Source organism: Bradyrhizobium daqingense, assembly GCF_021044685.1.
GTDB lineage: Bacteria > Pseudomonadota > Alphaproteobacteria > Rhizobiales > Xanthobacteraceae > Bradyrhizobium > Bradyrhizobium daqingense.
In genome coordinates, this window is record NZ_CP088014.1 from 5,638,896 (window position 1) to 5,661,164 (window position 22,269).

A 22,269-nucleotide genomic window follows, 5' to 3' on the forward strand; every position below is an offset into this window, starting at 1 on the left:
TGATCATGCCCCCCTCTCCCGACCGGCCGCTCCGAATCCTGCACGCCGTGCGCGCACCCGTCGGCGGCATCTTCCGCCACATCCTCGACGTCGCCAATGGCCAGGTCGACCGCGGCCATCACGTCGGCATCCTCGCCGACAGCCTCACCGGCGGCGAGCGCGCCGACAAGGCGCTGGCGGAGCTCGCACCGCGGCTGAAGCTCGGCGTGCACCGGCTGGCGATCCGCCGCGAACCCTCACCCGACGACGTCATGGTGTGGCTCCGCATGCGGCGGCTGATCGCCGCACTCAAGCCCGACGTCATGCACGGCCACGGCGCCAAGGCCGGCGCGTTCATCCGCATGCGGCGGCGCTCCGACGACACCATCCGCATCTACACCCCGCATGGCGGCTCGCTCCATTATCCCCTCAACACCTTTAAGGGCGAATTCTACGCGCGGCTCGAGCGCACGCTGATGGACGCGACCGACCTGTTCCTGTTCGAGAGCGCGTTTGCCCGCGACACCTATCAGCGCATCGTCGGCACGCCCAAGGGCGTGGTGCATTGCGTCTTCAACGGGGTCACGCCGGAGGAGTTCGAGCCGGTCGTGCTCGCCGACGATGCCACCGATCTCGCTTATGTCGGCGAGTTCAGGCACATCAAGGGTGCGGACCTCCTGGTCGACGCCGTGGCGCGCCTGCACGAGAGCGGCAAGAAGGTCACGCTCACGCTCGGCGGTGACGGCGAGGAAACGGCGGCGCTGAAGGCGCAAGTCGAGCGGCTCGGCCTTTCCGGCGCGATCCGCTTCATCGGCCACGTCAAGGCGCGCTACGGCTTCTCCAAGGGCCGCCTGCTCGTCGTCCCTTCGCGCGGCGATTCCATGCCCTATGTCGTGATCGAGGCGGGCGCGGCCGGCATTCCCATGATCGCGTCCCGCATCGGCGGCATTCCCGAGATCTTCGGCTCCGACAGCCCCGCTCTGTTCGCGCCGAGCGATCCCGAAGCCATGGCGGAGGCGATCGCCGCAGCGCTCGACGATCCCGCGACCACGGCGCAGCGCGCCGTGTCCTTGCGCAAACGCATCTCCGCGCACTTCTCGCAATCCGCCATGGTCGACGGCGTCCTCGCCGGCTATCGCGACGCATTTGCCAATCATTAACCATCCTTAAGACCGCTTTAGAAAATCTTCCGATTTGTTCGATAATCGAGGTGCCAGGGGATGCTTGCCCGGGCGCGCGACGCCGTGCCGTGGGCTTTGGAATGGACGTGGTCGCCCGTGGAACCGCTCAACGCACGCTCGATGCTCGATGCCGCGACCAGCGCCGCGGCAAAGCCCGCTGACCAACCCTTCGTAGAGCGCCGCCGCCGGCTGTCGCCTGCAGCGCTCGATGTCGTCAACCAGAAGGTCGCGCGCGCCTATTCGCCGATCGTGATCGCCGGCTTCGTGCGCCTCGCCGATTTCTTCCTGCTCAGCCTCGTCGGCATTGCGCTCTATTTCGGTTATGTCATGCCGCTCTCCGGCGCCTTCAGCTGGGTTTATCCCGCCGAAGTCGTCGCCGTCGCGATCGCCGCCGTGGTCTGTTTCCAGGCCGCCGACATCTACCAGGTGCAGCTGTTCCGTGGCCAGCTCCGGCAGGTGACGAGGATGATCTCGTCCTGGTCGTTCGTCTTCCTGCTGTTCATCGGCATCTCGTTCTTCGCCAAGTTCGGCAGCGAAGTGTCGCGCCTGTGGCTTGCCGCTTTCTATTTCCTCGGGCTCGCCGCGCTGATGGCCGAGCGTCTCGTCCTGCGCTCGCTGGTACGCGGCTGGGCGCGCGAGGGGCGGCTCGACCGCCGCACCATCATCGTCGGCTCCGACAGCAATGGCGAGCAGCTGGTTGAGGCGCTGAAGGCGCAGGAGGATTCCGACATCCACGTGCTCGGCGTGTTCGACGACCGCAACGACAGCCGCGCGCTCGACACCTGCGCCGGCGCGCGCAAGCTCGGCAAGGTCGACGATATCGTCGAGTTCGCCCGCCGCACCCGCGTCGACCTCGTGCTGTTCGCGCTGCCGATCTCGGCGGAGACGCGGATCCTGGAGATGCTGAAGAAGCTCTGGGTGCTGCCGGTCGACATTCGCCTCTCCGCGCACACCAACAAGCTGCGCTTCCGGCCCCGTTCCTATTCCTATCTCGGCGAGGTGCCGACACTTGACGTGTTCGAGGCACCTATCACCGATTGGGACCTGGTGATGAAATGGCTGTTCGACCGCGTCGTCGGCAGCCTCGCGCTGCTCGCCGCGCTGCCGGTGATGGGGCTGGTGGCGCTGGCCGTGAAACTCGACAGCCCAGGCCCCGTGCTGTTCCGCCAGAAGCGCTTCGGCTTCAACAACGAGCGCATCGACGTCTACAAATTCCGCTCGATGTACCACCATCAGGCCGATCCGACCGCCTCCAAGGTCGTGACCAAGAACGATCCGCGCGTCACCCGCATCGGCCGCTTCATCCGCAAGACCAGCCTGGACGAGCTGCCGCAGCTCTTCAACGTGGTCTTCTCCGGCAATCTCTCGCTGGTGGGCCCGCGTCCGCATGCGGTGCAGGGCAAGCTCCAGAGCCGCCTGTTCGACGAGGCCGTCGACGGCTATTTCGCCCGCCACCGCGTCAAGCCCGGCATCACCGGCTGGGCTCAGATCAACGGCTGGCGCGGCGAAATCGACAATGAAGAGAAGATCCAGAAGCGCGTCGAGTTCGACCTCTATTATATCGAAAACTGGTCGGTGCTGTTCGACCTCTTCATTCTCCTGAAGACGCCGATCTCGCTGCTGACCAAGAACGAGAACGCGTATTGAGTTGAGTACTCTGTCATGCCCCGGCTTGACCGGGCGATGACAGCGCGTTTTTGGCGTAAGAGTAGCGTGAGCGTGTGATGACGTATGCGGCGACAGCCGGTGGAGTGAACTTAGCCGCACCGGCTGCGCCCGGCGTGCTTGCGTTGCAGCGCGCGATGGTGTGGCTGGTCGGCACTTCCGGCGCGATCGTGTTCATCGAGCCGAGCCCCTACGAGATCGCCACGCTGCTCGCCACCGTCGTCTTCTTCGCCACCGGCCTGCGGCTGAAGCTCGTGCTGATGCCGATGGTGCTGCTGCTGGTCCTGCTCAATGTCGGCTACACGATCAGCGCGATCCCGCTGCTCGACAAGTCCGAGGTGGTGAGCTGGATCGCGACCTCCTGGTACATGGCGGTCACCGTGGTGTTCTTCGCGATGGTCATCTCGGAGGACACGACAGCCCGGCTCGACATGCTGCGCCGAGGCCTCGTGGTCGGCGCGATGATCGCTTCTTTCCTGGCCGTCGCCGGCTACTTCCATCTCATTCCCGGCGGAAACGACCTGCTAACGCTCTACGGCCGCGCGCGTGGCACGTTCAAGGACCCGAACGTGCTCGGCGCCTTCCTGATCCTCCCCGCGCTGTTCGCGCTCCAGAGCGTAGTCTCGGACAAGTTCGGCAAGGCGTTCCGCAACGTCGTCGCCTTCGGCATCATGTCGCTGGCCATCCTGCTCGCCTTCTCCCGCGCCGCCTGGGGCGGGCTGGTGCTGACCTCCGCCTTCATGCTGGGGCTGATGGTGCTGACCAGCCGCACCAACACGCAGCGGTCGCGCATCATCATCATGGCGATCGTCGCGGCGGTACTGGGCCTCGCGCTGATCGCGGTGCTGCTGTCATTCGATGCCACCGCCGAGATGTTCAAGCAGCGTGCGAGCTTCGACCAGAGCTACGACGAGGGCCGCTTCGGCCGGTTCGGCCGGCACATCCTCGGTGCGGAGATGGCGCTCGACCTGCCGTTCGGCATCGGCCCGCTGCAATTCCACCGCTTCTTCCCCGAGGACACCCACAACTCCTACCTCAACGCCTTCATGTCCGGCGGCTGGCTCTCCGGCGTGTGCTATCCCGCGCTGGTCTTCACCACCGTCATCATGGGCTTCAGGCACATCTTCGTGCCTGTGCCCTGGCAGCGTGCTTACCTCGCGGTCTTCTCCGCCTTCCTCGGCACCGTCGGCGAGAGCTTCGTGATCGACACCGACCACTGGCGCCACTTCTGGATGATGCTCGGCGCGATGTGGGGCATGATCGCGGCCGCGCAGGTCCACAAGATCAAGGTTTCGGACGCATCTTCAGCTTGAGATCGAGCGCATAGAACGCGCCTAGTTCTCCACCGCAAACGTCAGTCCCGCATTGTCCTGCAGCCGCTTGATCAGCTTGTGCTGCATCGCCGCGCCCGGGGTCCAGAAGCCGGCTGGAACGTCCGCTGCGTCGCGCAGCAAGCAGATCGCGCATTCCGAGATCATCTTCGAGGTCGAGCCGTAGCCGGGATCGCGGTCGCCGGTGACGCCGGCGCGGACCATGCGGCCGTCGGGCGCGATCGCGACATAAAGCAGATTGAACAGGCCCTTCTCGCGCTCTTCCTTCGAGGGCCCCTCGCCCGGCTTCGGCGCGTTCGGGCCGGTCTTCTCGGCATTGGCGGCCATCACGCGCTTGGCGTTGGCCTCGCCCTTTTCGCCGGGACCGGTCAGGACCATCTCGTCGTAGATGAATTCGCGGCCGTAGGGAAAGCCCATCAGCATGTTGGAGCGATGGACGTTGCGGGTGTTGATCAGCGCCATCATGAACGGCGCGGCCCAGGATTGCAGGTCTTCCTCGTAAGCCGCCCTGTTGCCCTTCGGTTGCTTCGGGCCGGTGAAGCCCGGCGTCAGCGCAAAATGATCGTTGAGAATGGCGACGAGGCTGAGGTCCTTGGCGACCGCATCGAAGGTCGCTTTTGCGCTCGCCGCGGTGCCGCCCGAGAGCGTACCGCGCATGTCGCGCACGCGGCCCTTCACGCGCGGCGCCGGCGCGCCGAACACGCGCTTGGCCTCTTCCTGCACGAAGAAGGTGCCGAGCTCGAACGGCACGGAATCATAGCCGCAGGAGAACACGATACGCGCGCCGCTCGCCTTGGCCGCCGCCTCGTATTTATCGATCATCTGGCGCATCCAGACCGGCTCGCCGCAGAGATCGAAATAGTCGGTGCCGCCGGCCACGCAGGCCGCGAGCAGATCCTCGCCATAGAATTGATACGGGCCGACCGTCGTGATCACCGATCTGGTCTGCGCCACCATCGCCTTCAGCGAGGCCGCATCCGACGCATCGGCCACGATCAGCGGAGTATCAGCGGGCGCGCCGATGGCGTCACGCACCGATTTCAGCTTGTCGAGGCTGCGGCCCGCCATCGCCCATTTCAGCGTCGTGTCGCCCTTGTAATGCGCCGCCAGATATTCGGCGACGAGCTGACCGGTGAAACCGGTCGCGCCGTAGACGACGATGTCGAATTTCGCAGAGCTCATGATCGGCCTTTACTTCTTCGCGTAGCTCACGCCCATGCCGGCACGGACGTCGCTTTGAATACCATAGGGCGGGATCGGATAGCGCAGGCCGTTTTTGGCCAACGCCTTCATGCCCTCGATCGCCTTGGCGAGATGCGACGGCTTCAGGGCCATCAGCATCTCCTCGTCCGGCACGCCGCCATAGCGCCGTTCGGCATAGCATGGCAAGGACAGGCTGGGCTCGCCGCTCCTGAGCGCGCGGCCCCAGGAATCCGCGCACGCAGTCTCGCCGACGACGCTCCATTCGAACTTCTTGTAGCCGGTATATTGCAGCCCGTTGATCAGGATGATCATCTGCCCGGGCGTCGCGTAGACGAGGCAGATGTCTGGCGGATCGAGCCGGCCGCTTGCGAGCGGGCTGACGGCGAGCGCCTGATACTGCCCGAACGGCACCACGTCGAGCGCCTCCTGGCGCTTGCGCGCGTCTTCCGCGGTGCCGTGCCACACGCCGACATAGTTTTCGCCGGCGAGCCATTTGTCGTCCTGCGGCGCAAGCCCGATCACCGCGCGGCATTGCGCGCCGACAAGGTCATCGGCCGTGATGCCGACGGTCCATCCCAGACGCGCGGCCATGCTGACGATCTGGTCGGTGGTGTGGATCGCATTCGGCCGCCGGATTTTCGGGATCGCCTCCATCTCCGCGGCGCTCGCGAACAGCTTCATGCCGATCACCGTGGTCTTCAGCCGCAACAGATTGTTGAGATCGGCGACGAGGCCGGCAAGATCGATCCTGTCTGCGCTTTGCTCCTGCATGGCGTTCCTCCCGGCCGGCGATCGCGCGCCGCGTTTCTTGCTTTTCCAGCCCTCGTTTTAGTCCTTGCCCGGTCCCGGAAGCAACTCGCCGGTCCTGCCCATCAGGCGGTAAGTCACGAGACCGATCCACTCACGCACCGCCACGTCGGTTCGACGAAGGCCGTCCGCGCCCGTATTGGTGAAGGCGAAAAGGTCGTCGCGTCCGCCCATCCGCCAGTCCACGGGATAGGCCTCGACGTCAAATCCGGCTTTGCGGAAGATTCCCATCGAGCGCGGCATGTGAAAGGCGGAGGTGACGAGGAGCCAGCGCTCGCCCGGCCTCGGCGACACGAGTTGCTTGGTGAAGATCGCATTCTCCCAGGTGTTGCGGGAGTTGCGCTCGAGGATCAGGCGCTCTTTGGGGATTCCGATATTCTCCAGCACCGGCGCCGAATAATCGGCTTCCCTCGCCTCCGTGGAGACCAGGTTGGAATTGCCCCCGGTGAAGACAATGCGCGCATTGGGATAGCGGCGGGCAAGCTCGGCCGGCGCAACCAGACGATCCGCCGCGTGCGCAACCACCGGCGTGCGATGCGCCGCCGACAGGTCGGTATCGACGGAGCCGCCGAGCACGATGATGCCGTCGGGTGCTCCGCGCGACGGATCCCAGGGCGCAAAGCGCGATTCCAGTGGATAAAGTAGGAGATTGCCGAGCGGCGAGAATGCGGCGAGCGCCAGCACGACCAGCGTGGTCACCGCAAGCTTGCGGCCGAAGGCGGCAAAGCGCGTCGCCATCAGCACGACGGACAGCAGACCGAGCTCGACCAGCAGATTGATCGGCAGCAGCGCGACGCCGATGGTCTTGGAGAGAGCGAAAAACAGGGGAGCCTCGCTGAAATGATCGTGCCGGCCATGCGCGGGCTTGACCGGCCCGACCTTGTTCGGAAATCTTCTTGAAAGAGGATCGATCGCCGGGTCAAGCCCGGACCTGTGAAACCAACCGGACGCGGCAAATGACCCATCATCACCTGCATTCCAGCCCCGAAACCTGTCATTGGGGCTTCTTCGAAGCCGCGCTCAAGCCCGCCCTGACCGTCGCGAGCGGCGACGAGGTGACCATCGACACCATCAGCGGCGGTCCGGACATGCTGCCCGATCGCGACAAGTTTCACATTCCGCCCGAGATGTACGAGGTCCACGCCAGGAACGAGCGCATGCTGCCCGGCCACATCCTCACCGGCCCGATTGCGGTCGACGGGGCCGAGCCGGGCGACGTACTCGCGGTCGAGATCCTCGACGTTCAGCTCCGGCAGGATTGGGGCTGGAACATGATCAAGCCGCTGTCGGGCACCCTGCCCGACGATTTCCACGCGACACGTATCCTGAACATCCCGCTTGATCAGAAGCGCATGGTCGGCCGCATGCCGTGGGGCCTCGACCTGCCGCTCAAACCGTTCTTCGGCGTGATGGGTGTGTCGCCGCCCCCGAGCTGGGGCCGCATCTCCTCGCTGATCCCGCGCGCGATGGGCGGCAATCTCGACAACAAGGAGCTAGGTGCCGGTGCGACGCTGTATCTGCCGGTGTTCGTTCCAGGCGCGCTGTTCTCCTGCGGCGACGGCCACGGCGTGCAGGGCGACGGCGAGGTCTGCGTGACCGCGATCGAGACCGCGCTTCGAGGTCGCTTCCGCCTGACGCTGCGCAAGGACCTCAAGTTCGACTATCCCCGCGCCGAGACGGCGACGCACTACATGACGATGGCGATGGATCCCGATCTCGACCAGTGTGTGGTGCGCGCGCTCCGCGACATGATCACGCTCATCGGCGAGCGGCGAAACCTGTCGCGCGAGGACGCCTACACGCTGTGCAGCCTGGCTGCCGATCTCAGGGTGACCCAGACCGTCAACGGCGCCAAGGGCATCCATTGCATGATCGAAAAAGCGATCGTGCACGGCTGAGCCGGCCCAGCCCTTCCCTGACCTGTCGACGCCAGACCGCCGCCGGCCATCCCGCGGCGGGGCGCTTCGCCGTGCCCGATTTCCCGTGCGATTCCAATGGTCTGAGCGAGCAGACCAATCCACATTTGACTTCCACCCCTGAACCTAAATAGAGTCTTAATCGTTACTTTTATGTACCCGAGTAAGAGGCTAGCGTTCGGCCATGGCCACCGAAAAAGCCGAGACTGACCGCATTCCCGTAACCTTGGCGCTGTCGACCATCACCTATCTGGAGAAACTGGTGAGACAGGGCACCCACGGCACCAGCGTTCCCGGCGTCGCACGTACCTTGATCGAGGAAGGCATCCGTCTCGCCATCAAGGACGGGCTCTTGTCGATCCGCGACAACGGCAGAACGTGAGCGCACGCCGGAGGTAAGGCGGACGGATCTCGCAAAAGGCGGATGGCCGACATCTGCAACCCTGGGACCGCTCCACATGCCTGCTCTTTCCCCGACTTATTCACAGACTTCTGCACAGACTTCTTCACCGACTTGGACTGACGAACGCATTGCGCTTCTGAGGCAACATTTCGAGGCCGGCCTCTCCTGCCGCGAGATCGCCGCCGATATCGGCGTCAGCCGCAATGCCGTGATCGGCAAGCTGTCCCGGTTGAACCTGACGCGTGGCCGGACGGTCGACGACCGCAAGACTCACGACCGCGGACTGGCGCCAGGGCGCGCGCGGAGGGCCGTCCCGCGCCTGCAATACGAGATGCTCGCCACCATCTACGGCGAGACCGACGCGCCGGTGGTGACGGGGCCGATCGACGAGGCCAATCGCTGCTCGCTGCTGGAGCTGTCCGAGAACCGCTGCCGCTGGCCGATTTCATCGCCGGGCGAGGACGATTTCTGCTTCTGCGGCAATGCGGCGCCCGACGGCCAGTCCTATTGCGCCGGCCACAGCCGCCTCGCCTACCGACCCAGCTCGCGCATCCGCGCTGCGCGCGGCTGAAGCACCACCGCCAAAACGAAAAACCTCCGGCGGGGCATCACCGGAGGTTTCTGGAGGCTTAGCGTGAAGCTAAGAGCCGCAACTTTCGTATTTGGCTGAGAGCTCTATAGCTTAGTAGCTCAGGTAAGTAAATAAGTTTGGTGCCATCGAATCGCATAGCTCGTCTTCGTCGCCTGCGTGAACGATGCTGGATTTCCGAAGGCTCCCGTCACGAAAAAAGCCCCGGCGGTTTCCCGCCGGGGCCCGGCGTCGTCTTCGAAGACCCGAGCTTACCAGTTGCGCTGAGCGCGCAGCAGCAGGCTGTAGGTGTCCTGGTCCTTCAGCTCATAGGTCGCCGCCGGCTTAGCGACGACGGTCTGAGCGCCGGGCGTGATCGTGCCCGAATACTTCTGGTCGAGATGGCTGTAGGTGAAGTCGGCCGAGAAGGTCAGGTTCTTCACCGGCGTCCAGCGGGTGATGACGCCGACCTGCCCGATGTTGAAGTCCGGGTTGCAGGTGCCGGTCAGGGTCGCGAACGCGGCGCTGCCGCAGATCAGGCCCTTCGCCGTGCCGCTGTAGTTGACCGCAGCCCACGCGCCATACAGCGCCGTGTTCCAGTATGGGCTCCAGTTGTGCGTGTAGGCGCCGCGGAAGCCGTAGGTCTTGGTCAACTCGAGCTGGCCGCCCGGACCGAACACCGCGTCGGACACACCGGCGAAGCCGATGCTCTGATAGGCGGCGTTCGAGCTGCCGAACATCGAGTAGCTGGTCGCAGCCAGCTCCTGGAAGTTGTAGCGGCTCGCGCCCTCGGTGTAGACGCCCGAGATGTTGATCACGTCGCCGGCGCCCGTCGGGATGTTCTTGATGCCCAAGGCGAGCTGAACGGCCCAGCCCCACTTGTCTTCCGGATGACCGGTGGTTTCGGTGGCGCCGTAATAGCCGACATGGTTCTCGTGCGCGGCGACCGACGCCTGGAACAGGCCCCAGGCCTGGTCGACGCGGACCATGGCGACGAGATCGGGCGAGCGGCTGCCGGCGAGATCGTTCGAACCATAGGCACCGCCGAGGACGCCGGTGGTGGTCATGCCTGCGGTGTTCCAGATGTTGGTCTGGAAGACCTGGGTCTGATCCTGCGCCGAGAACGCGGCCGTGATACCCTGCCCGAAATCGGCGGTGTAGGTGAACTGCGCGACGCCGTTGGTGGAGCCGCTGCCGCCGACCAGCTGATCGAAGTTGTTGCCGGGATAGTTGATCCAGGGCGCGTCGAACTGCGAGACCGCCTTACCCATGGTGAAGCCGGCGAACTGGATGAAGGCGTAATAGACGCCGAGCGAGCCGCCGGAGATGGAGCCGTCGGTGCCATTGACCGCGCCACCGCTGGAGCCGACGAGGCCGGTGCCGGCGGCGTTGAGGCCGAGCGTGCCGCTATACTGGGTCGCGCCCGTGCCCGAGCCAGTGCCGACATAGTTGCCGGTCGTCCAGGTGAAGACCGCATCGAAATAGGTGCGGACCACGCCGTACTCGGTCGCGGTGCGCGTGTCGATGTTGAGATCCTCACGAGCGCGCATCGAATAGTAGTTGGTCAGGCGGTTGTTGGCCGCGAACACGCCGTTGTACTGGGCGCTGTAATTGCCGCCGGCATTGAGCGCGACTTCGGCGCGCAGATAGCCGCCGAGCTTGATGCAGGTGTCGCTGCCCGGCAGGTAGTAGAAGCCCGCCCCGTACAGCGTGCAGATCTTGACGTATTCGACCGCCTTGGCCTTGACCGGAAGATCGGCCGCCTGGGCTCCACCCACGGCGATCAGACCCGCCGCAGTGCCGAGCAAAAGGCTCTTCACCACTCTCATTTTAAAACCTCCAAGTTGCTCATTTTTCGGAGACCGGACCGTGAGGCCCCCCAGATCCCCGTCTCTTCAAATCCGCTCGGCCGCTGTGCGCTTTCGGACACACCCGCTTGAACGCGAGGGACGAGAGCGAGCCACCTGCAACGGGACGATCGAGTACTCCCCACCGTCACGGACCAATATGCCTGCGCTGTTCCATTAATCAAAATAGTTTATCAACTCAGCTTTGTGGTTTCGATAAACCTGTGCCTCTCGCGCAACACCGAAGGGCGAGCAGACTGCTGAGCTGATCATCTTTGTAATTTTAGTGACGAAATAACGCAGCTCTGCACTTGCGTCAGAGCAGGCTTGCGTGGACTATGGCCTTCCACGAAGTTCGGCCCCGAAGCATCGGTTCACGGGAGTGAGGCTGTGTCCGCAACGAGGAAAGAGGGTGCGCGCCTGCGCTCGATCGGCAATCTGGATGTCATCAGGCGTTTCACCTGGGAGATCTCGTCGATCAACATGTATCTGGAGGAGCTGCGTCAGTTCTGGGCGAGGACGCTCGGCATCAGCGGCCCGCAATGGCTGATCCTGATGGCCATCTCCGACCTGGACAAGGACGACGGCATTCCGGTCAACGTCGTCTCCAAGCTGTTGCACGTCGATCCGTCATTCGTGACCACGCAGTCCAAGCTGCTCGAGAAGAAGGGCCTGTTGCGCCGCCGCCCCTCCCCGACCGACGCCAGGGTGGTCCGGCTGTCCCTGACCGAGAAGACCCAGAAGCACCTCGCCAGCCTCAACGACCAGTACAAGACCATCAAGGAATTCGTCTTCCAGGAGTTCGACGAGCACGAGCTGACAGAATTCACCACCAAGCTCGCCACGTTGAAGACCCGCCTGGAAAAGGCCTGCGTCAGGCTTACGCTCGACTTCTGACGCGAGCGGACGGCGAGCGGCTAGATCCTCCCGGCGGCGCCGAGCCGCGACTCCAGCCAGTCGAAGATGTATTCGTTGGCAAGGCTCGGATTGTCCGCATGCGCCTGCGCCGCGCCGGTCTCCGCCGCGGTGAACACCTTCAGCATCACGTCGGAGCTTCCGAGCCTGGAGTTCTTGACGAGCTGACGCGCCCGGTCGGCCTTGAGCCATCCATCCTCGCCGAGCGTGATCAGCACCGGGCAGTCGGCACTGGACGCCATCAGCGGGGCCTGCGGCACCGGCACGATACTGACGTCGCTCATGGCGAACCGACTGGCGAAGAAGGCCCGCTCGTGCAGGTCCCACAGGCCGCCGTCGCAGACGGCGGCGGCGAGCCGCGGCTCCTGCAGCACCGCACGCGCCACGAAGGACGAGCCCCAGCCGTCGGCGACGATCGCGACACGCTCGAAATCGACGTCGCTGCGCATCTCCAGATGGTCCATGACGCACGGGATCGCACTCTCGAGATCGCGCCGCCGCAACAGCGCGTCGAGATGGTCGTCGCGCTGGTCGCCGAACAGGTCGAGCGCCAGCAAGGAGAAGCCGCGCTCGCGCGCATGCGGCGCGAGCTTGAACAGGAATTCCTCCTTGCGGTGGCCGGGCTCGCCGATGCAGATCACGGTCGGGGCCTTCCCGCGCCGCGCCGCCGGCAGGAAGTAGCCCTGCAGCGCATGTCCGTCGAGCCAGGGAATGGTCACGACTTCGCCTTCCGGGCTGCGTGCCGAGAGATAGCGGCGGGCGCATTCCTGCATCGCGAGTACCGCGACCCAGCGGCGCTCGTCGGCCGGATCGAGCGGCATCGCCGCGGCACCATAATAGTTCATCGCGCGCAGCCAGTTGCGCTGGGCCGTTGCCATGTGGCCCTCGGCAAAGGCGGCCTCGGCGCGATGGCGATTGGCCTGCGCCAGCTTCTTCCACTCGCGATGCCAGGATTGGTCGTCGCCCCGCTTCAGCTGCCGCGCGATCATCAGGCATTCGGCGATGGTGGCGCCGCCCTCCTGCGCCGCGGTGAGGAGCCGCGTGAATTCAGCGGAGATGTCCTCTCGCTCCGGGCAAAGGGTCCAGTCGTCGGAGAGGCATGCGGGTATCATCGGAGCTACGCTCTATCGTCGCGTTACCCCTGCTTGACTAGACCATTTGGGTTCATCAACCAAGCTGGCGTGCGTCAAATGAGACGCGTTCGAGATCACCATCGCTTGAACGTTGCGACGGCTCGCATGCGTGACATTCCAATTCGGCATGAGGTGCCGAACATTGGCAAGAGGTGGCACGCGATTATTGTCGGCACACCTCTTGCCATGACGGTGATCATACTTACATCCGCGCACTACTCAGCCGAGCCTCCAGCCGACCTCCTGCGTAAAACTTTCGTAGAAGGCGCGGTCGTAGGCCTGCTCCGGCGTGGCGCGCACGCGCTCGTCGAGTAGCCTGGCGTCATCGCCGACGAGAATCCGCCAACGCTCCGCCTTGACACCGTCGAGGATGATCTTGGCGGCCTGTGCCGCCGTCGTGGGCGCGTCCTCGAGGAAGCTGCGGGCGCGCGCGGCAAATGCCGCCTGGATGTCTTCGTCCGACATCTTGTCGGCATCCGGCACGCCGGCCGCGACCATGCGCCTGCGCGTCAGCGCGACCTCGTCGGCATTGAGCTTCTCCGAACCATCGCCGCTCTGCACCTTGCGCGAATTGGAGACGATGGACGTGCCGATATGGCCAGGCATCACCACCGAGCATTTGACGTGAGGCGCGTGCAGGCGGAGGTCGTTGATCAGCGCTTCCGTAAATCCCTTCACCGCGAACTTCGCCGAGCTGTAGGCGGTGTGCGCCTGGTTCATCCCGATCGAGGCCCAGAAGCCGTTGACGCTCGCGGTGTTGACGATGTGAGCCTCGTCGGCTGCGATCAGCATCGGCAGGAAGGTGCGCACGCCGAGATAGACGCCGCCCCAGCAGATGTTGAAGGTGCGCTCCCATTGCTCGCGCGTGTTGGTGAACAGGCTGCCGCCGCCGCCGATGCCGGCATTGTTGAACAACAGATGGATCCGGTCCGTCTTCTGCTGCTCGGCGAGCTCGTCGCGAAAACGCTTCAGGTGATCCTCGATCGCGACGTCGGCAACATGCGTCGTGACGCGCAGGCCCTGCGGCAGCTTCTCGGCCTCGCACTGCCGCTTGGTCTCCGCCATCGCGGCTTCCGAGACGTCACACATCGCGACATTGCAGCCTTCGGCGACCAGCTGCCGCGCGAGCTCGCGCCCCATTCCCGTGCCGCCGCCGGTGATGACCGCGATCTTTCCAGCAAAATCCTTCATGGGACTTCGGTCCCTCCCCTTGTCGGTATGTTTCTTCGTCACAGCGCCGCTGACCGGGGCGCGCGCAAAATGTAGCAGCGGCGCGTCGGGAGGCAAAAGCGGATCGGCCGTGCTCTTCGCCCTCGTTATTTCGGGCGACGGACTATCTTCGCGCAAGTTCCCGTCTTGCCCGGCTTCGGTTTAAGGGGAGTACGATCCGAATCATCAAATGAACTTCGGGCGGTGGGGCGAATCGGCCAGGCCAGCGGGCTGATTGCGTGTCACGCGCTTTGGCACTCCACTTGCATCCTTGTCGTGGTCAGAAACAACCGATGAGGTGACTGGAATGTTCGTGACCGTCGTTGCCGTGCTATGCCGGCTTAGTGCAGCCAGTTCAGGCAGTTGCGTCGAAGAAATCGTGACCGACAGCAACATGACGCCCGAAATGTCGATGATGCAGTGTGCGATCGGCGCACAGGCCCCGCTTGCAAAATGGATGGGCGAGCATCCGATCTATCACGCCAATTGGCGCCTCGAGCGCTACAAATGCGTGCCGGGCCATTACGAGATCAAGGGCCACGCCTAAGGCCCGTAGAACTACGACGTCGAGGAAACGCCCGGAGGCGCCCGTCTCCCTCCGTATGGGCCCGATAGCGCCGGCCTCGCTCGAGGCGCCACGCACTGTGACAACGGTCACACCTTCCCTTCAAGCCACCGCACGCAAGATGATCGCACGCGCGCGCCGCCCTTCTGGCGTCGGCATCAACGCGTAATTGTGCGGCTGGTCGCGCAGCAGATGCAGCTCCACCGGCACGCCCACCGCCCGCGCCTTTTCGGCAAGATCGATGCTGTCCGGATACAGAAGATCACGCGTCCCTGCGAAGATCGTCATCGGCGCGAGCGCGCGGAAGGCGCCGTTGAGCGGGCTCACGAAGGGATGGCCGATCTCGAGCCCGCCGGCATAGAGTCGTCCCGCCTCGACGATCCCCGGAATGTCCTGGATCGGATCGCGCGCGGCGATAGCCACCTGCTCCGGGCGGCTGACCGAGGCATCGGCCGCCGGCGAGATCAGCACCATCCGGCTCGGCTGCCGATGGCCGTGATCGCGCAGCCACTGGCACGCGGCGAGCGCTAGCCCCGCGCCGGCGGAATTTCCGACGACTGTAACCTTGGCCTCACCTGCATCTTCAAGCAGCATCCTGAGCAGCTCGGCCGTCGCCGGCACCACGTCCTTCGCGGTCGCGCGCGGCGCCAGCGGATAGATCGGCACGACGCAACAGACGCGCGCCTTGCGCGTCATCTGCCCGACGAAGCGCCAATGCGCCGGCGCGATCTGGTTGATGTAGCCGCCGCCATGCAGGAACATAACGTAATTGCAGCCCTCATGGCCGGACGACGGCGCGGTGTAGTAGACCGGCCATCCGCCCATCTTGGTCAGGATCACCTCGACGTCACGCCCGAGCCCCGTCGGCTCGAACGAGGCCGGCGCCAGAGTGAGCTTCTGCACCCGCGCCTGCACCGCCTCGGCGGATGCCAGCTGCGCCTTGTACGGCAGCTGCCGCAGCAAGAGATTGAAGGCGCGGCTTTGCAGGCTCGGCGCGGGATCGCGGCTTCGCTGCACACAACAGCTCGGGCAAAACTGCAAAGCCGATACGAGTCTCGCAACGCTCATGGGTCCGTTCTCCGCCTGGCCCGGCAGTCACATGGAGACAAAAAGGGCTTGCCGACAGCCCGCCGAGCCCTGATATAATGCGAGCATTCGCTCGCTTTTTCTACTCGCATTCGGAGCGCAAGTCCATGGCGCGCAAACCGCCGACAAATCCGCGGAAAAATGCCTCGCAGGCGCGCTCGCGCGCCACCGTCGACGCGCTGATCGAGGCGACCGCTCGCATTTTGGTCCGCGAGGGTTTCGAGAAGGCCAGCACCAACCGCATCGCTGAGATCGCCGGCGTCAGCGTCGGCTCGCTCTATCAATATTTTCCAAGCAAGGAGGCTCTCGTCGCCGCCGTGATCGACCGTCACAACGACGAGATCATGACGGTCGTCCGCGCCGCCTTCGCAGAGGTTGCGGACATGCCGATCGAGAAGGCCGTGCGTCGCCTCGTCACGGTCGCGATCGAAGCTCACCACATCGACCCCGATCTGCACCGCGTCCTCGCCGAGCAGATCCCGCGCATCGGTCAGCTCAAAGACGTCGAAGCTTCAAACCGTGAGGTCCACGCCCTCGTGCGCGCCTACCTCGAAAGCCACCGCAAGGAGATGCGCAGAATCGATCCCGACCTCGCTGCCTTCATTTGCGTCAGCGCGATCGAAGCGGTCGCGCACAACACGGTGCTCAACGGGGCGGAGATGCTGTCGGAGAAGACGGTGCGGACGCTGGTGGATGAGACCACGCGGATGGTGGTGGGATATTTGAGGTAGGCAGGGCTAAGCCAAGGCGCCCATATTTAAATATTTAATTTATTTATTTCTGGGCTGAAATAAATGACGTATCATTTGAGATAAGGGAAAGCGGGACGGTTTTTCCCCGTGAGGTCGGTATGCCATCACCGTTTTCAGCATGCTGGGGAACACCGCCTCATCAGCCTGCATTGTCGGCGTGATCTTCAATTTGTTCATGAGGTCGACAATGCATCTTCTCGTCAGAATGGTAGCGATTGCGACAGTCCCTGCTTGGATCGGATTGAACGCGGACTCTGCTGCAGCACAAGATTTTCTTGACCGATGGTCCATCATTCCGAAAGCTGACGCAGCGCCGGCGCCTGAGAGGCTCGAACAGACCAAGAAGGATCAACCGGAGGCTCGACCTCCAAGCGAACAAGAACCATCGGCTGATGGCTCGGGCATGCGATCCTTCAATCGAGTCTTTTCGGGAAAGGCCTCCTTTTACTCGTACTCCAAAGGCAAGACGGCGAGCGGTGCGTCATTCAATCGCAATCACCTGACAGCTGCGCATCGCAGCCTGCCGTCGGCACCAAGGTCCGCGTGACCCATGGCGGAAACAGCGTCATCGTCACGATCAATGACCGAGGCCCGTTCATTCGCGGTCGCGTCCTCGATCTCTCGCTCGCCGCCGCGCGCAGCTTGGGGATCACGGATCGCGGCGTAGCTCACGTCCGTGCCGAGGTGTTGTAGGGATGACTTTGAAGCGCGGTGACGTTGATAAGCCCGGCTTCTATCGTGGATATGTCCCCGCAAGGCTCACCCCGCCTTCATCTGCGTCAATGCGATGAAGGCGGTCGCTTACAACAATCCTTAGCGTGCCTTTGTGGAAACCGGCGAAAGCTCGCAGCATAGGCTCCGCTGTGCCGGTCGTTTCGGCCGGTCAGATGCAGACCGTCAGGCCTCCTTCTTCTTCACACTGATATTGCCGTCGCCCTCGATATACGCCTCCACGACGTCCGAGGGACTCGCTATGCCCTCTTCGCGCAGCTTGCTCATCAACTCGTCCATCGTCACCAGCTCCTGCCGCATGTGGCGTCGAAGGACCTGCCCGTTCTTGATGAGAAGGAGCGGCGCGGGCCGAGCGAGCCGCTCCACGAAAGGCACGTGATACCCGACCCAGTCGATGGCAAGATTCCAGAAGATGATCGTGGCAACGAGCACGATACCTTCCGTGATCGAGCGGTATTCGCCCGCCATGCCATTCTGGGCCGCGTCCGCCAGAAGGACGACGAGAAGCACATCCGGAATGCTGAGTCCGCCGGTCTGCCGCTTCAGAATGAAGCGCATCAGCGTGAAGATGCCGAGATACATGATGGTGCCCCGGACGATCATTTCCATGACGGAATGCGTCGGGACGAAGATCTCGTTCCACGGTATCTGAGACATGTTGCCCTCGCACAAGATGAAAGAGCCCTGCTATCACGAAGACGTCTTCACATCGAAGCTCAGGCGAAGTGCGGAGCTGGAACTGAAACGAGAAAAGGCTCGCCACTCTGGGTGAGTGGCGAGCCTTCGAGACTTAGCGTCCCTTCGATTTCGGATCGTTCATCGTCGCGCCAGGATTGGCTGAGCTCGGGCTGCTCGAGGCTCCCTGACCAGTCGTGGCCGCGGGTGAGTCACCGCCACCTCCGGTTCCCCCAGCGCCGCCTGCGGAGCCGCTGCCAGAGCCTCCACCGGCTCCAGCGCCTGCTCCTGCGCCTGCTCCTGCTCCGCCCGCTCCTCCGGCGCCTCCGCCGCCAGCTCCGCCAGCGCCTTGTGCCGTCGCCGCGGCGATCGAACCGAGAATGAATGCTGCTGCCAGCGTAATTTTCGCAACTCTCATAGTGTTTCCTCCGTTAAGGATGCTTGCCAACGGAGGTCTTGGCACCTCGTTCCTAAGTCAGGTGCGACCGATTGCAGCCGCAAATGTCAGATTCGAAATTCTTCGGAAAAACCGTCATTCCATCATGACATTGCTACCGTGCATGCGGTTGTCTTCGCGCAGTTGATTGCCGACCACCGAAGCAGCCAGCCGTTGCCAACCGTCGCCCACGCGTCCCCGGCCAGTATGCCTCGGTCAATTCGCCTGAAAATGAATTGGAAAAATGGTCGGAGCGAGAGGATTTGAACCTCCGACCCCTAGTCTCCCAGACGAAGGTGATACCGTAACGAAGCGTAACGAGACTGAACGTCTCGCTCGCACGATTTGCTTGCTTTTCATTGATTTTTGACGATTTTTGCACCATGTTCGTCACGCAGGGTAACGCTCGCTAACGGCACCAACACGTTACCCCACAGCACCTTGGGGTAACGGCATGGCGAAGACTAGGGCGCTATCCAACCTGGCGATCGAGCAGCTTAAGCCGCGCGCGGTCCGCTATGAGAAGTCGGACGGCGGCGCTGCCGGCCTGTTCTTGGTCGTCCACCCCTCGGGCATCAAATCGTGGGTCTTCCGATTCCGGTCGCCCGTCGAGCGCGACGAGGTCGGCCAGCGGGCCCCGAAGAAGCTCACGCTCGGGCCGCTGGCGCTCGCACCCTCCCCGGCTCAGCCGCAGATCGGCCAGCCCCTGACACCCGGCCAAGCCCGCATGCTGGCCACTGCCGCGGCAGAAGATGTGCGGCGCGGGATAGACCCCACGCATGTGCGCCGCCAGGAAAAGGCTGAAGCCAAGCGAGAGGCGCTCCGCGACAATACGATCGACGGGGCGATGATCGAGTTCCTAAAACGGTACAAAGGCCGCAAGCGTCAGGGGCTCCGGGAATCCACTCGCCTGCTCACGGCCCATTATTTTGGCCTGAAGCCGGATCCGGAAAAGCCGGGCGAGTGGGAGGTGACCGGGAATGGCGTGCTTGGCAAATGGTCGGGTCGCCCCCTCGCCTCCATCACCAAGCATGACGCTATCGTGCTGCTTGACTCCCTGGTCGATTCCGGTCGCGGAGTAACGGCCAATCGCACCCTGACCACCCTCAAGACCTTCTTCGATTGGTGCGTTGACCGCGACATGCGGGAAGCCTCCCCGGTCGCGTCCCTCGATGCCGTTGCGCATGAAACGGAACGCGAGCGCAAGCTGACAGCCGCCGAACTGGTTGCAGCCTGGAAGGTGGCCGATCGGGAGGGCTACCCTTTTGGTCGTCTGGTCCAATCGCTGATCCTGCTAGGGCAGCGGCGCGACGAATTGCGCGAGCTACCGCGGACTGAACTGGACCTGCACGGCACCTCGATCGTCCTCGACGACGGCAGCCGCTGGAACGAACCCTTGTGGACGATCCCGAAAGAGCGAGCGAAGAACGGGCGCGAGCACCTTGTGCCGCTACCTCCGCAAGCCGTCGCGCTGCTGAAAAGCTTGCCCACGATCAAGGGAAAAGGCTTGCTATTCACCACGACGGGCGAGACGCCGATTAGCGGGCTTAGCAAGGCGAAAAAGCGCTTCGATGACGCCATGCTGGCGGAACTGCGTAAATCGGATCCCGAGTACAAGTGGGAGCCGTGGACACTTCACGATCTGCGCCGGACTTTCTATTCCGGCCTGCAAGCGCTTGGGTTCTCCATCGAGATCGCCGAAGCATGTGTGAACCATTCATCCGGCACTATCCGCGGCGTCGCCCGGGTGTACGCCAGGCACCGATACATGCGCGAGAAGACGCAGGCCTTCACTGCGTGGGCCCGGTATGTGGATGATTTGGTGAATGGTCGTGCGGCGAGTAACGTGTTCCCGTTTCAGAGGGAGCAGGCATGAACGTTCAGCGCCCGCAACAGGTCGAGACCCTTTTAGATGAGGTTGAGGCCATCACCGCGGACATCCTGGCTCGCCCCGAATGCGTTGATGCCGACATCGATGGCGTAGCTGCCTGGGCTTCAGAAACCTGCCACGAACTGCGCCAAACCCTCGCGCAAGGCGATGCAGCGGCCGCCGCCTACATTGGATATCGTCTTGGGGAACGCTTGGGAGCGCTCCGCGAGCTTGGCGAAATGGCTCGCCGCGCTGCGCTCTACAAGTCGCCGACTGACAAGGCGCACGAGCGAGACGCCGAACGCCGCAAAGCATACTGGACGGAGATCGACCGCGGCTTTTCCGATGCCAAGGCCGTTAAACGTGCGGCAGAGAAACTTAAGATCAGCGCCAAATCGATCCGTCGCGCCATTCTCGGACATTAAGCGTCAACGTAAAATTGCACTTTGTCTCGCTTGATAGCGGGATATTACGAGTCGTGAGACCTTGTGCGTAACACATGAGGTCCGCATGTCCGCTGACGATCCAAACGCCCTGATACCCACTTCGCAACTCCGCGCCCGCTATGGCGGCGTGAGTCATATGTGGGTCGAGCGCCGTCTCAAAGACGATCCCGCCTTCCCTCGCCCCCTCTACATCGCAAAGCGCCGCTTTTGGCGTCTTGGTGAACTCGCGGCTTGGGAACGCTCCGTTGCCGCGCGCCGACAGCCGATCGCGGCGTGACGTTGACAAATAACATTCAAGCAAACTGACAACACACAGGCCAACAATGCACCCCCGCTACTTTGACTTCCTCGAATCCCAAGCCGCCAGCATCTCCGACGTCGCGGTGCGAGGCGCCATCATCACCCGCGTTGCGAAGGTTCATCGCGAGGTTCTTGCGACCACCGCGAACGTTCGCGGCAACGCAGATCTCAGCGCGCAGGGCAAAACCAAGGAAGCGCGTTCCTTTCTAGGGAAGCGAGCGGCCGATCTGATCCGTGCGCAGGCGATCGTGCAGCGGCTTGCCGCTCGTGTTGACCAGAAACGCGCCAAAATCGAACTGCCGCAGGTCGACAAGACCGATGCGGCCGCCGGCCGGCTGAACGTGGTCTGACATGACCGACGAACTCAAACGGATCGTTGTCGACCTCGAAGCTGAACTCGTGCGCTCGATTGCTCGAACGGCTGATGAAGCGCCTTTGCGCGCCGCTGGCGATCGCGCGTTCGATCGGCTTCGCGAGCTGAAAAAGAGCAGCCCCGAACTATTCGAGTCCATCCTCTTGGTGGCGATTGAGGTCAACACCAAGCTCAACATGGCGATTGAGACCGTGAAGCGATGACTGCGAACAATTTCGTCGCTTCCAGAAAGCACAATCGCGTTTTCATCGCGACGGACGCGGCATCGTATCTGGATGACGGGACGATCACCGAGTTCAAGTCCAAGATCCGCGCCATTCCCGAGTGGCCAGCGGTGATTACTGGGCGGGGCAATGCGTTCGGCCTGGGCATCGCCGCTCGCGAGCTTCAGAAGCGGGCAGCCAACTTCGACGAATTGGTCGGCATCGCATCGCGCGAGCTGCCGTTGATCGTCGAGCAATTTCGGCTAGATCGGCCATTCGAACTGAGTTTGGCGGGCTTCTTTCGTGGTCGCCCCATGGTCTTTTTCATCCGGACGCCGGGCGACCACAACAGCATGGGCGATTGGCCGCCTTATCTCATCTGCCCTGTGGCCGTGAACTCAACAGCGTGTTGCCCACGTCCAAGCGACGAATTGATCGCCGCGTCAGGCTACATCGAACCGAAGCCCGATGACGAGCCGGAAGCGATAGAGCGTGGCTTGCGCAAGCTGCTCGAATTGCAGCGACGCACTCTCGCGGAGGACAGCTTTCCACGAGTGGGTGGTTGGGCTGACCTGACCACCATTTCGCCGGATGGCATCGAGCAGCGGACTTTTCATCACTGGCCAGAGGATCGGGTTGGTCACCGCCTGTCGATCGGAAACCGGGAGCACTGA

General features: G+C 63.4%; 23 protein-coding genes and 1 pseudogene. 16 read left to right on the forward strand and 8 right to left on the reverse strand.

What is annotated here, in order from left to right; all coding sequences use genetic code 11:
* Positions 1–5: 5 nt before the first annotated feature.
* From LPJ38_RS26685 to LPJ38_RS26695, 3 genes are all read left to right on the forward strand, one after another.
* Positions 6–1,139: a glycosyltransferase family 4 protein gene (locus tag LPJ38_RS26685; protein ID WP_145630102.1), complete on the forward strand. Its 1,134-nt coding sequence runs from the start codon at positions 6–8 to the stop codon at positions 1,137–1,139.
* A gap of 117 nt (positions 1,140–1,256) precedes the next feature.
* The gene (locus tag LPJ38_RS26690; protein WP_167520313.1) at positions 1,257–2,807 is read left to right on the forward strand and encodes an undecaprenyl-phosphate glucose phosphotransferase; all 1,551 of its coding nucleotides are present in this window, start codon (positions 1,257–1,259) and stop codon (positions 2,805–2,807) included.
* Positions 2,808–2,884: 77 nt separating this feature from the next.
* Positions 2,885–4,138, forward strand: a complete 1,254-nt coding sequence (locus tag LPJ38_RS26695) for an O-antigen ligase family protein (protein WP_167520312.1) — start codon at positions 2,885–2,887, stop codon at positions 4,136–4,138.
* A 21-nt stretch (positions 4,139–4,159) separates the two neighbouring features.
* Here the strand turns inward: LPJ38_RS26695 and LPJ38_RS26700 are convergent, their stop codons facing one another.
* From LPJ38_RS26700 to LPJ38_RS26710, 3 genes are read right to left on the reverse strand one after another with little or no spacing between them, the layout of a single operon-like run.
* Positions 4,160–5,338 carry a saccharopine dehydrogenase family protein gene (locus LPJ38_RS26700; RefSeq protein ID WP_145630099.1) on the reverse strand — a complete coding sequence of 393 codons (1,179 nt, stop codon included), beginning with the start codon at positions 5,336–5,338 and terminating at the stop codon, positions 4,160–4,162.
* 9 nt (positions 5,339–5,347) lie between these two features.
* Positions 5,348–6,130: a DUF169 domain-containing protein gene (locus LPJ38_RS26705; RefSeq protein WP_145630098.1), complete on the reverse strand. Its 783-nt coding sequence runs from the start codon at positions 6,128–6,130 to the stop codon at positions 5,348–5,350.
* 57 nt (positions 6,131–6,187) lie between these two features.
* Positions 6,188–6,955, reverse strand: a complete 768-nt coding sequence (locus LPJ38_RS26710) for a YdcF family protein (protein WP_167520321.1) — start codon at positions 6,953–6,955, stop codon at positions 6,188–6,190.
* A gap of 167 nt (positions 6,956–7,122) precedes the next feature.
* On the opposite strand from LPJ38_RS26710, the gene LPJ38_RS26715 reads away from it, so the two are divergent.
* The 3 genes from LPJ38_RS26715 to LPJ38_RS26725 all read left to right on the forward strand — a co-directional run bounded on the left by LPJ38_RS26715 (position 7,123) and on the right by LPJ38_RS26725 (position 9,056).
* Positions 7,123–8,064, forward strand: a complete 942-nt coding sequence (locus tag LPJ38_RS26715; RefSeq protein WP_145630096.1) for an acetamidase/formamidase family protein — start codon at positions 7,123–7,125, stop codon at positions 8,062–8,064.
* Between the two features lie 202 nt (positions 8,065–8,266).
* Complete coding sequence (locus LPJ38_RS26720) at positions 8,267–8,464, forward strand: hypothetical protein (protein WP_007603456.1); 198 nt, start codon at positions 8,267–8,269, stop codon at positions 8,462–8,464.
* 76 nt (positions 8,465–8,540) lie between these two features.
* Positions 8,541–9,056, forward strand: coding sequence for a GcrA family cell cycle regulator (locus LPJ38_RS26725; protein WP_145630095.1), 516 nt, complete (start codon positions 8,541–8,543; stop codon positions 9,054–9,056).
* 269 nt (positions 9,057–9,325) lie between these two features.
* Here LPJ38_RS26725 and LPJ38_RS26730 read toward each other — a convergent pair whose 3' ends face one another.
* Positions 9,326–10,882 (reverse strand): porin, encoded by a 1,557-nt coding sequence (locus LPJ38_RS26730; RefSeq protein WP_145630094.1) that lies wholly within the window; start codon positions 10,880–10,882, stop codon positions 9,326–9,328.
* 408 nt (positions 10,883–11,290) lie between these two features.
* Here LPJ38_RS26730 and LPJ38_RS26735 point away from each other — a divergent pair, with 408 nt between their 5' ends.
* Positions 11,291–11,797, forward strand: coding sequence for a MarR family winged helix-turn-helix transcriptional regulator (locus LPJ38_RS26735; RefSeq protein ID WP_008548086.1), 507 nt, complete (start codon positions 11,291–11,293; stop codon positions 11,795–11,797).
* A gap of 20 nt (positions 11,798–11,817) precedes the next feature.
* Here the strand turns inward: LPJ38_RS26735 and LPJ38_RS26740 are convergent, their stop codons facing one another.
* Positions 11,818–12,927 (reverse strand): alpha/beta hydrolase family protein, encoded by a 1,110-nt coding sequence (locus tag LPJ38_RS26740; protein WP_145630093.1) that lies wholly within the window; start codon positions 12,925–12,927, stop codon positions 11,818–11,820.
* Positions 12,928–13,167: 240 nt separating this feature from the next.
* Positions 13,168–14,139, reverse strand: a complete 972-nt coding sequence (locus LPJ38_RS26745) for an SDR family NAD(P)-dependent oxidoreductase (protein ID WP_145630092.1) — start codon at positions 14,137–14,139, stop codon at positions 13,168–13,170.
* Positions 14,140–14,536: 397 nt separating this feature from the next.
* Between LPJ38_RS26745 and LPJ38_RS26750 the strand changes: the two genes are divergently transcribed.
* Positions 14,537–14,704, forward strand: coding sequence for a hypothetical protein (locus LPJ38_RS26750; RefSeq protein ID WP_231088410.1), 168 nt, complete (start codon positions 14,537–14,539; stop codon positions 14,702–14,704).
* A 120-nt stretch (positions 14,705–14,824) separates the two neighbouring features.
* Here LPJ38_RS26750 and LPJ38_RS26755 read toward each other — a convergent pair whose 3' ends face one another.
* Positions 14,825–15,739, reverse strand: a complete 915-nt coding sequence (locus tag LPJ38_RS26755) for an alpha/beta fold hydrolase (RefSeq protein ID WP_231088411.1) — start codon at positions 15,737–15,739, stop codon at positions 14,825–14,827.
* 176 nt (positions 15,740–15,915) lie between these two features.
* Between LPJ38_RS26755 and LPJ38_RS26760 the strand changes: the two genes are divergently transcribed.
* On the forward strand, positions 15,916–16,539 hold the full coding sequence (locus tag LPJ38_RS26760; RefSeq protein WP_167520311.1) for a TetR/AcrR family transcriptional regulator: 624 nt from the start codon (positions 15,916–15,918) through the stop codon (positions 16,537–16,539).
* A 439-nt stretch (positions 16,540–16,978) separates the two neighbouring features.
* Positions 16,979–17,253 (forward strand): annotated as a pseudogene (locus LPJ38_RS26765) (septal ring lytic transglycosylase RlpA family protein); the annotation flags it as partial.
* Positions 17,254–17,457: 204 nt separating this feature from the next.
* Here LPJ38_RS26765 and LPJ38_RS26770 read toward each other — a convergent pair.
* Positions 17,458–17,949, reverse strand: coding sequence for a DUF421 domain-containing protein (locus LPJ38_RS26770; RefSeq protein ID WP_145630089.1), 492 nt, complete (start codon positions 17,947–17,949; stop codon positions 17,458–17,460).
* A gap of 908 nt (positions 17,950–18,857) precedes the next feature.
* Between LPJ38_RS26770 and LPJ38_RS26775 the strand changes: the two genes are divergently transcribed.
* The 6 genes from LPJ38_RS26775 to LPJ38_RS26800 all read left to right on the forward strand — a co-directional run bounded on the left by LPJ38_RS26775 (position 18,858) and on the right by LPJ38_RS26800 (position 22,269).
* Complete coding sequence (locus tag LPJ38_RS26775; RefSeq protein WP_145630088.1) at positions 18,858–20,279, forward strand: tyrosine-type recombinase/integrase; 1,422 nt, start codon at positions 18,858–18,860, stop codon at positions 20,277–20,279.
* Entirely contained in the window at positions 20,276–20,698 is a 423-nt protein-coding gene (locus tag LPJ38_RS26780; protein WP_145630087.1) for a hypothetical protein, read from the forward strand. Before LPJ38_RS26775 ends, LPJ38_RS26780 begins: the two co-directional genes overlap by 4 nt.
* Positions 20,699–20,783: 85 nt before the next feature.
* Positions 20,784–20,996, forward strand: coding sequence for a hypothetical protein (locus LPJ38_RS26785; protein ID WP_145630086.1), 213 nt, complete (start codon positions 20,784–20,786; stop codon positions 20,994–20,996).
* Between the two features lie 46 nt (positions 20,997–21,042).
* Entirely contained in the window at positions 21,043–21,369 is a 327-nt protein-coding gene (locus tag LPJ38_RS26790) for a hypothetical protein (protein WP_145630085.1), read from the forward strand.
* Between the two features lies 1 nt (position 21,370).
* On the forward strand, positions 21,371–21,595 hold the full coding sequence (locus LPJ38_RS26795) for a hypothetical protein (RefSeq protein ID WP_145630084.1): 225 nt from the start codon (positions 21,371–21,373) through the stop codon (positions 21,593–21,595).
* Positions 21,592–22,269 carry a hypothetical protein gene (locus LPJ38_RS26800; RefSeq protein ID WP_145630083.1) on the forward strand — a complete coding sequence of 226 codons (678 nt, stop codon included), beginning with the start codon at positions 21,592–21,594 and terminating at the stop codon, positions 22,267–22,269. Before LPJ38_RS26795 ends, LPJ38_RS26800 begins: the two co-directional genes overlap by 4 nt.

What these genes read in the sequence shown, in the direction of transcription:
- LPJ38_RS26685 (WP_145630102.1), top strand. Translation starts at nt 6, where the DNA reads ATGCCCCCCTCTCCCGACCGGCCGCTCCGAATCCTGCACGCCGTGCGC.
- LPJ38_RS26695 (WP_167520312.1), top strand. Translation starts at nt 2,885, where the DNA reads ATGACGTATGCGGCGACAGCCGGTGGAGTGAACTTAGCCGCACCGGCT.
- LPJ38_RS26700 (WP_145630099.1), bottom strand. Translation starts at nt 5,338, where the DNA reads ATGAGCTCTGCGAAATTCGACATCGTCGTCTACGGCGCGACCGGTTTC.
- LPJ38_RS26705 (WP_145630098.1), bottom strand. Translation starts at nt 6,130, where the DNA reads ATGCAGGAGCAAAGCGCAGACAGGATCGATCTTGCCGGCCTCGTCGCC.
- LPJ38_RS26715 (WP_145630096.1), top strand. Translation starts at nt 7,123, where the DNA reads ATGACCCATCATCACCTGCATTCCAGCCCCGAAACCTGTCATTGGGGC.
- LPJ38_RS26720 (WP_007603456.1), top strand. Translation starts at nt 8,267, where the DNA reads ATGGCCACCGAAAAAGCCGAGACTGACCGCATTCCCGTAACCTTGGCG.
- LPJ38_RS26725 (WP_145630095.1), top strand. Translation starts at nt 8,541, where the DNA reads ATGCCTGCTCTTTCCCCGACTTATTCACAGACTTCTGCACAGACTTCT.
- LPJ38_RS26730 (WP_145630094.1), bottom strand. Translation starts at nt 10,882, where the DNA reads ATGAGAGTGGTGAAGAGCCTTTTGCTCGGCACTGCGGCGGGTCTGATC.
- LPJ38_RS26740 (WP_145630093.1), bottom strand. Translation starts at nt 12,927, where the DNA reads ATGATACCCGCATGCCTCTCCGACGACTGGACCCTTTGCCCGGAGCGA.
- LPJ38_RS26745 (WP_145630092.1), bottom strand. Translation starts at nt 14,139, where the DNA reads ATGAAGGATTTTGCTGGAAAGATCGCGGTCATCACCGGCGGCGGCACG.
- LPJ38_RS26760 (WP_167520311.1), top strand. Translation starts at nt 15,916, where the DNA reads ATGGCGCGCAAACCGCCGACAAATCCGCGGAAAAATGCCTCGCAGGCG.
- LPJ38_RS26770 (WP_145630089.1), bottom strand. Translation starts at nt 17,949, where the DNA reads ATGTCTCAGATACCGTGGAACGAGATCTTCGTCCCGACGCATTCCGTC.
- LPJ38_RS26775 (WP_145630088.1), top strand. Translation starts at nt 18,858, where the DNA reads ATGGCGAAGACTAGGGCGCTATCCAACCTGGCGATCGAGCAGCTTAAG.
- LPJ38_RS26780 (WP_145630087.1), top strand. Translation starts at nt 20,276, where the DNA reads ATGAACGTTCAGCGCCCGCAACAGGTCGAGACCCTTTTAGATGAGGTT.
- LPJ38_RS26785 (WP_145630086.1), top strand. Translation starts at nt 20,784, where the DNA reads ATGTCCGCTGACGATCCAAACGCCCTGATACCCACTTCGCAACTCCGC.
- LPJ38_RS26790 (WP_145630085.1), top strand. Translation starts at nt 21,043, where the DNA reads ATGCACCCCCGCTACTTTGACTTCCTCGAATCCCAAGCCGCCAGCATC.
- LPJ38_RS26795 (WP_145630084.1), top strand. Translation starts at nt 21,371, where the DNA reads ATGACCGACGAACTCAAACGGATCGTTGTCGACCTCGAAGCTGAACTC.
- LPJ38_RS26800 (WP_145630083.1), top strand. Translation starts at nt 21,592, where the DNA reads ATGACTGCGAACAATTTCGTCGCTTCCAGAAAGCACAATCGCGTTTTC.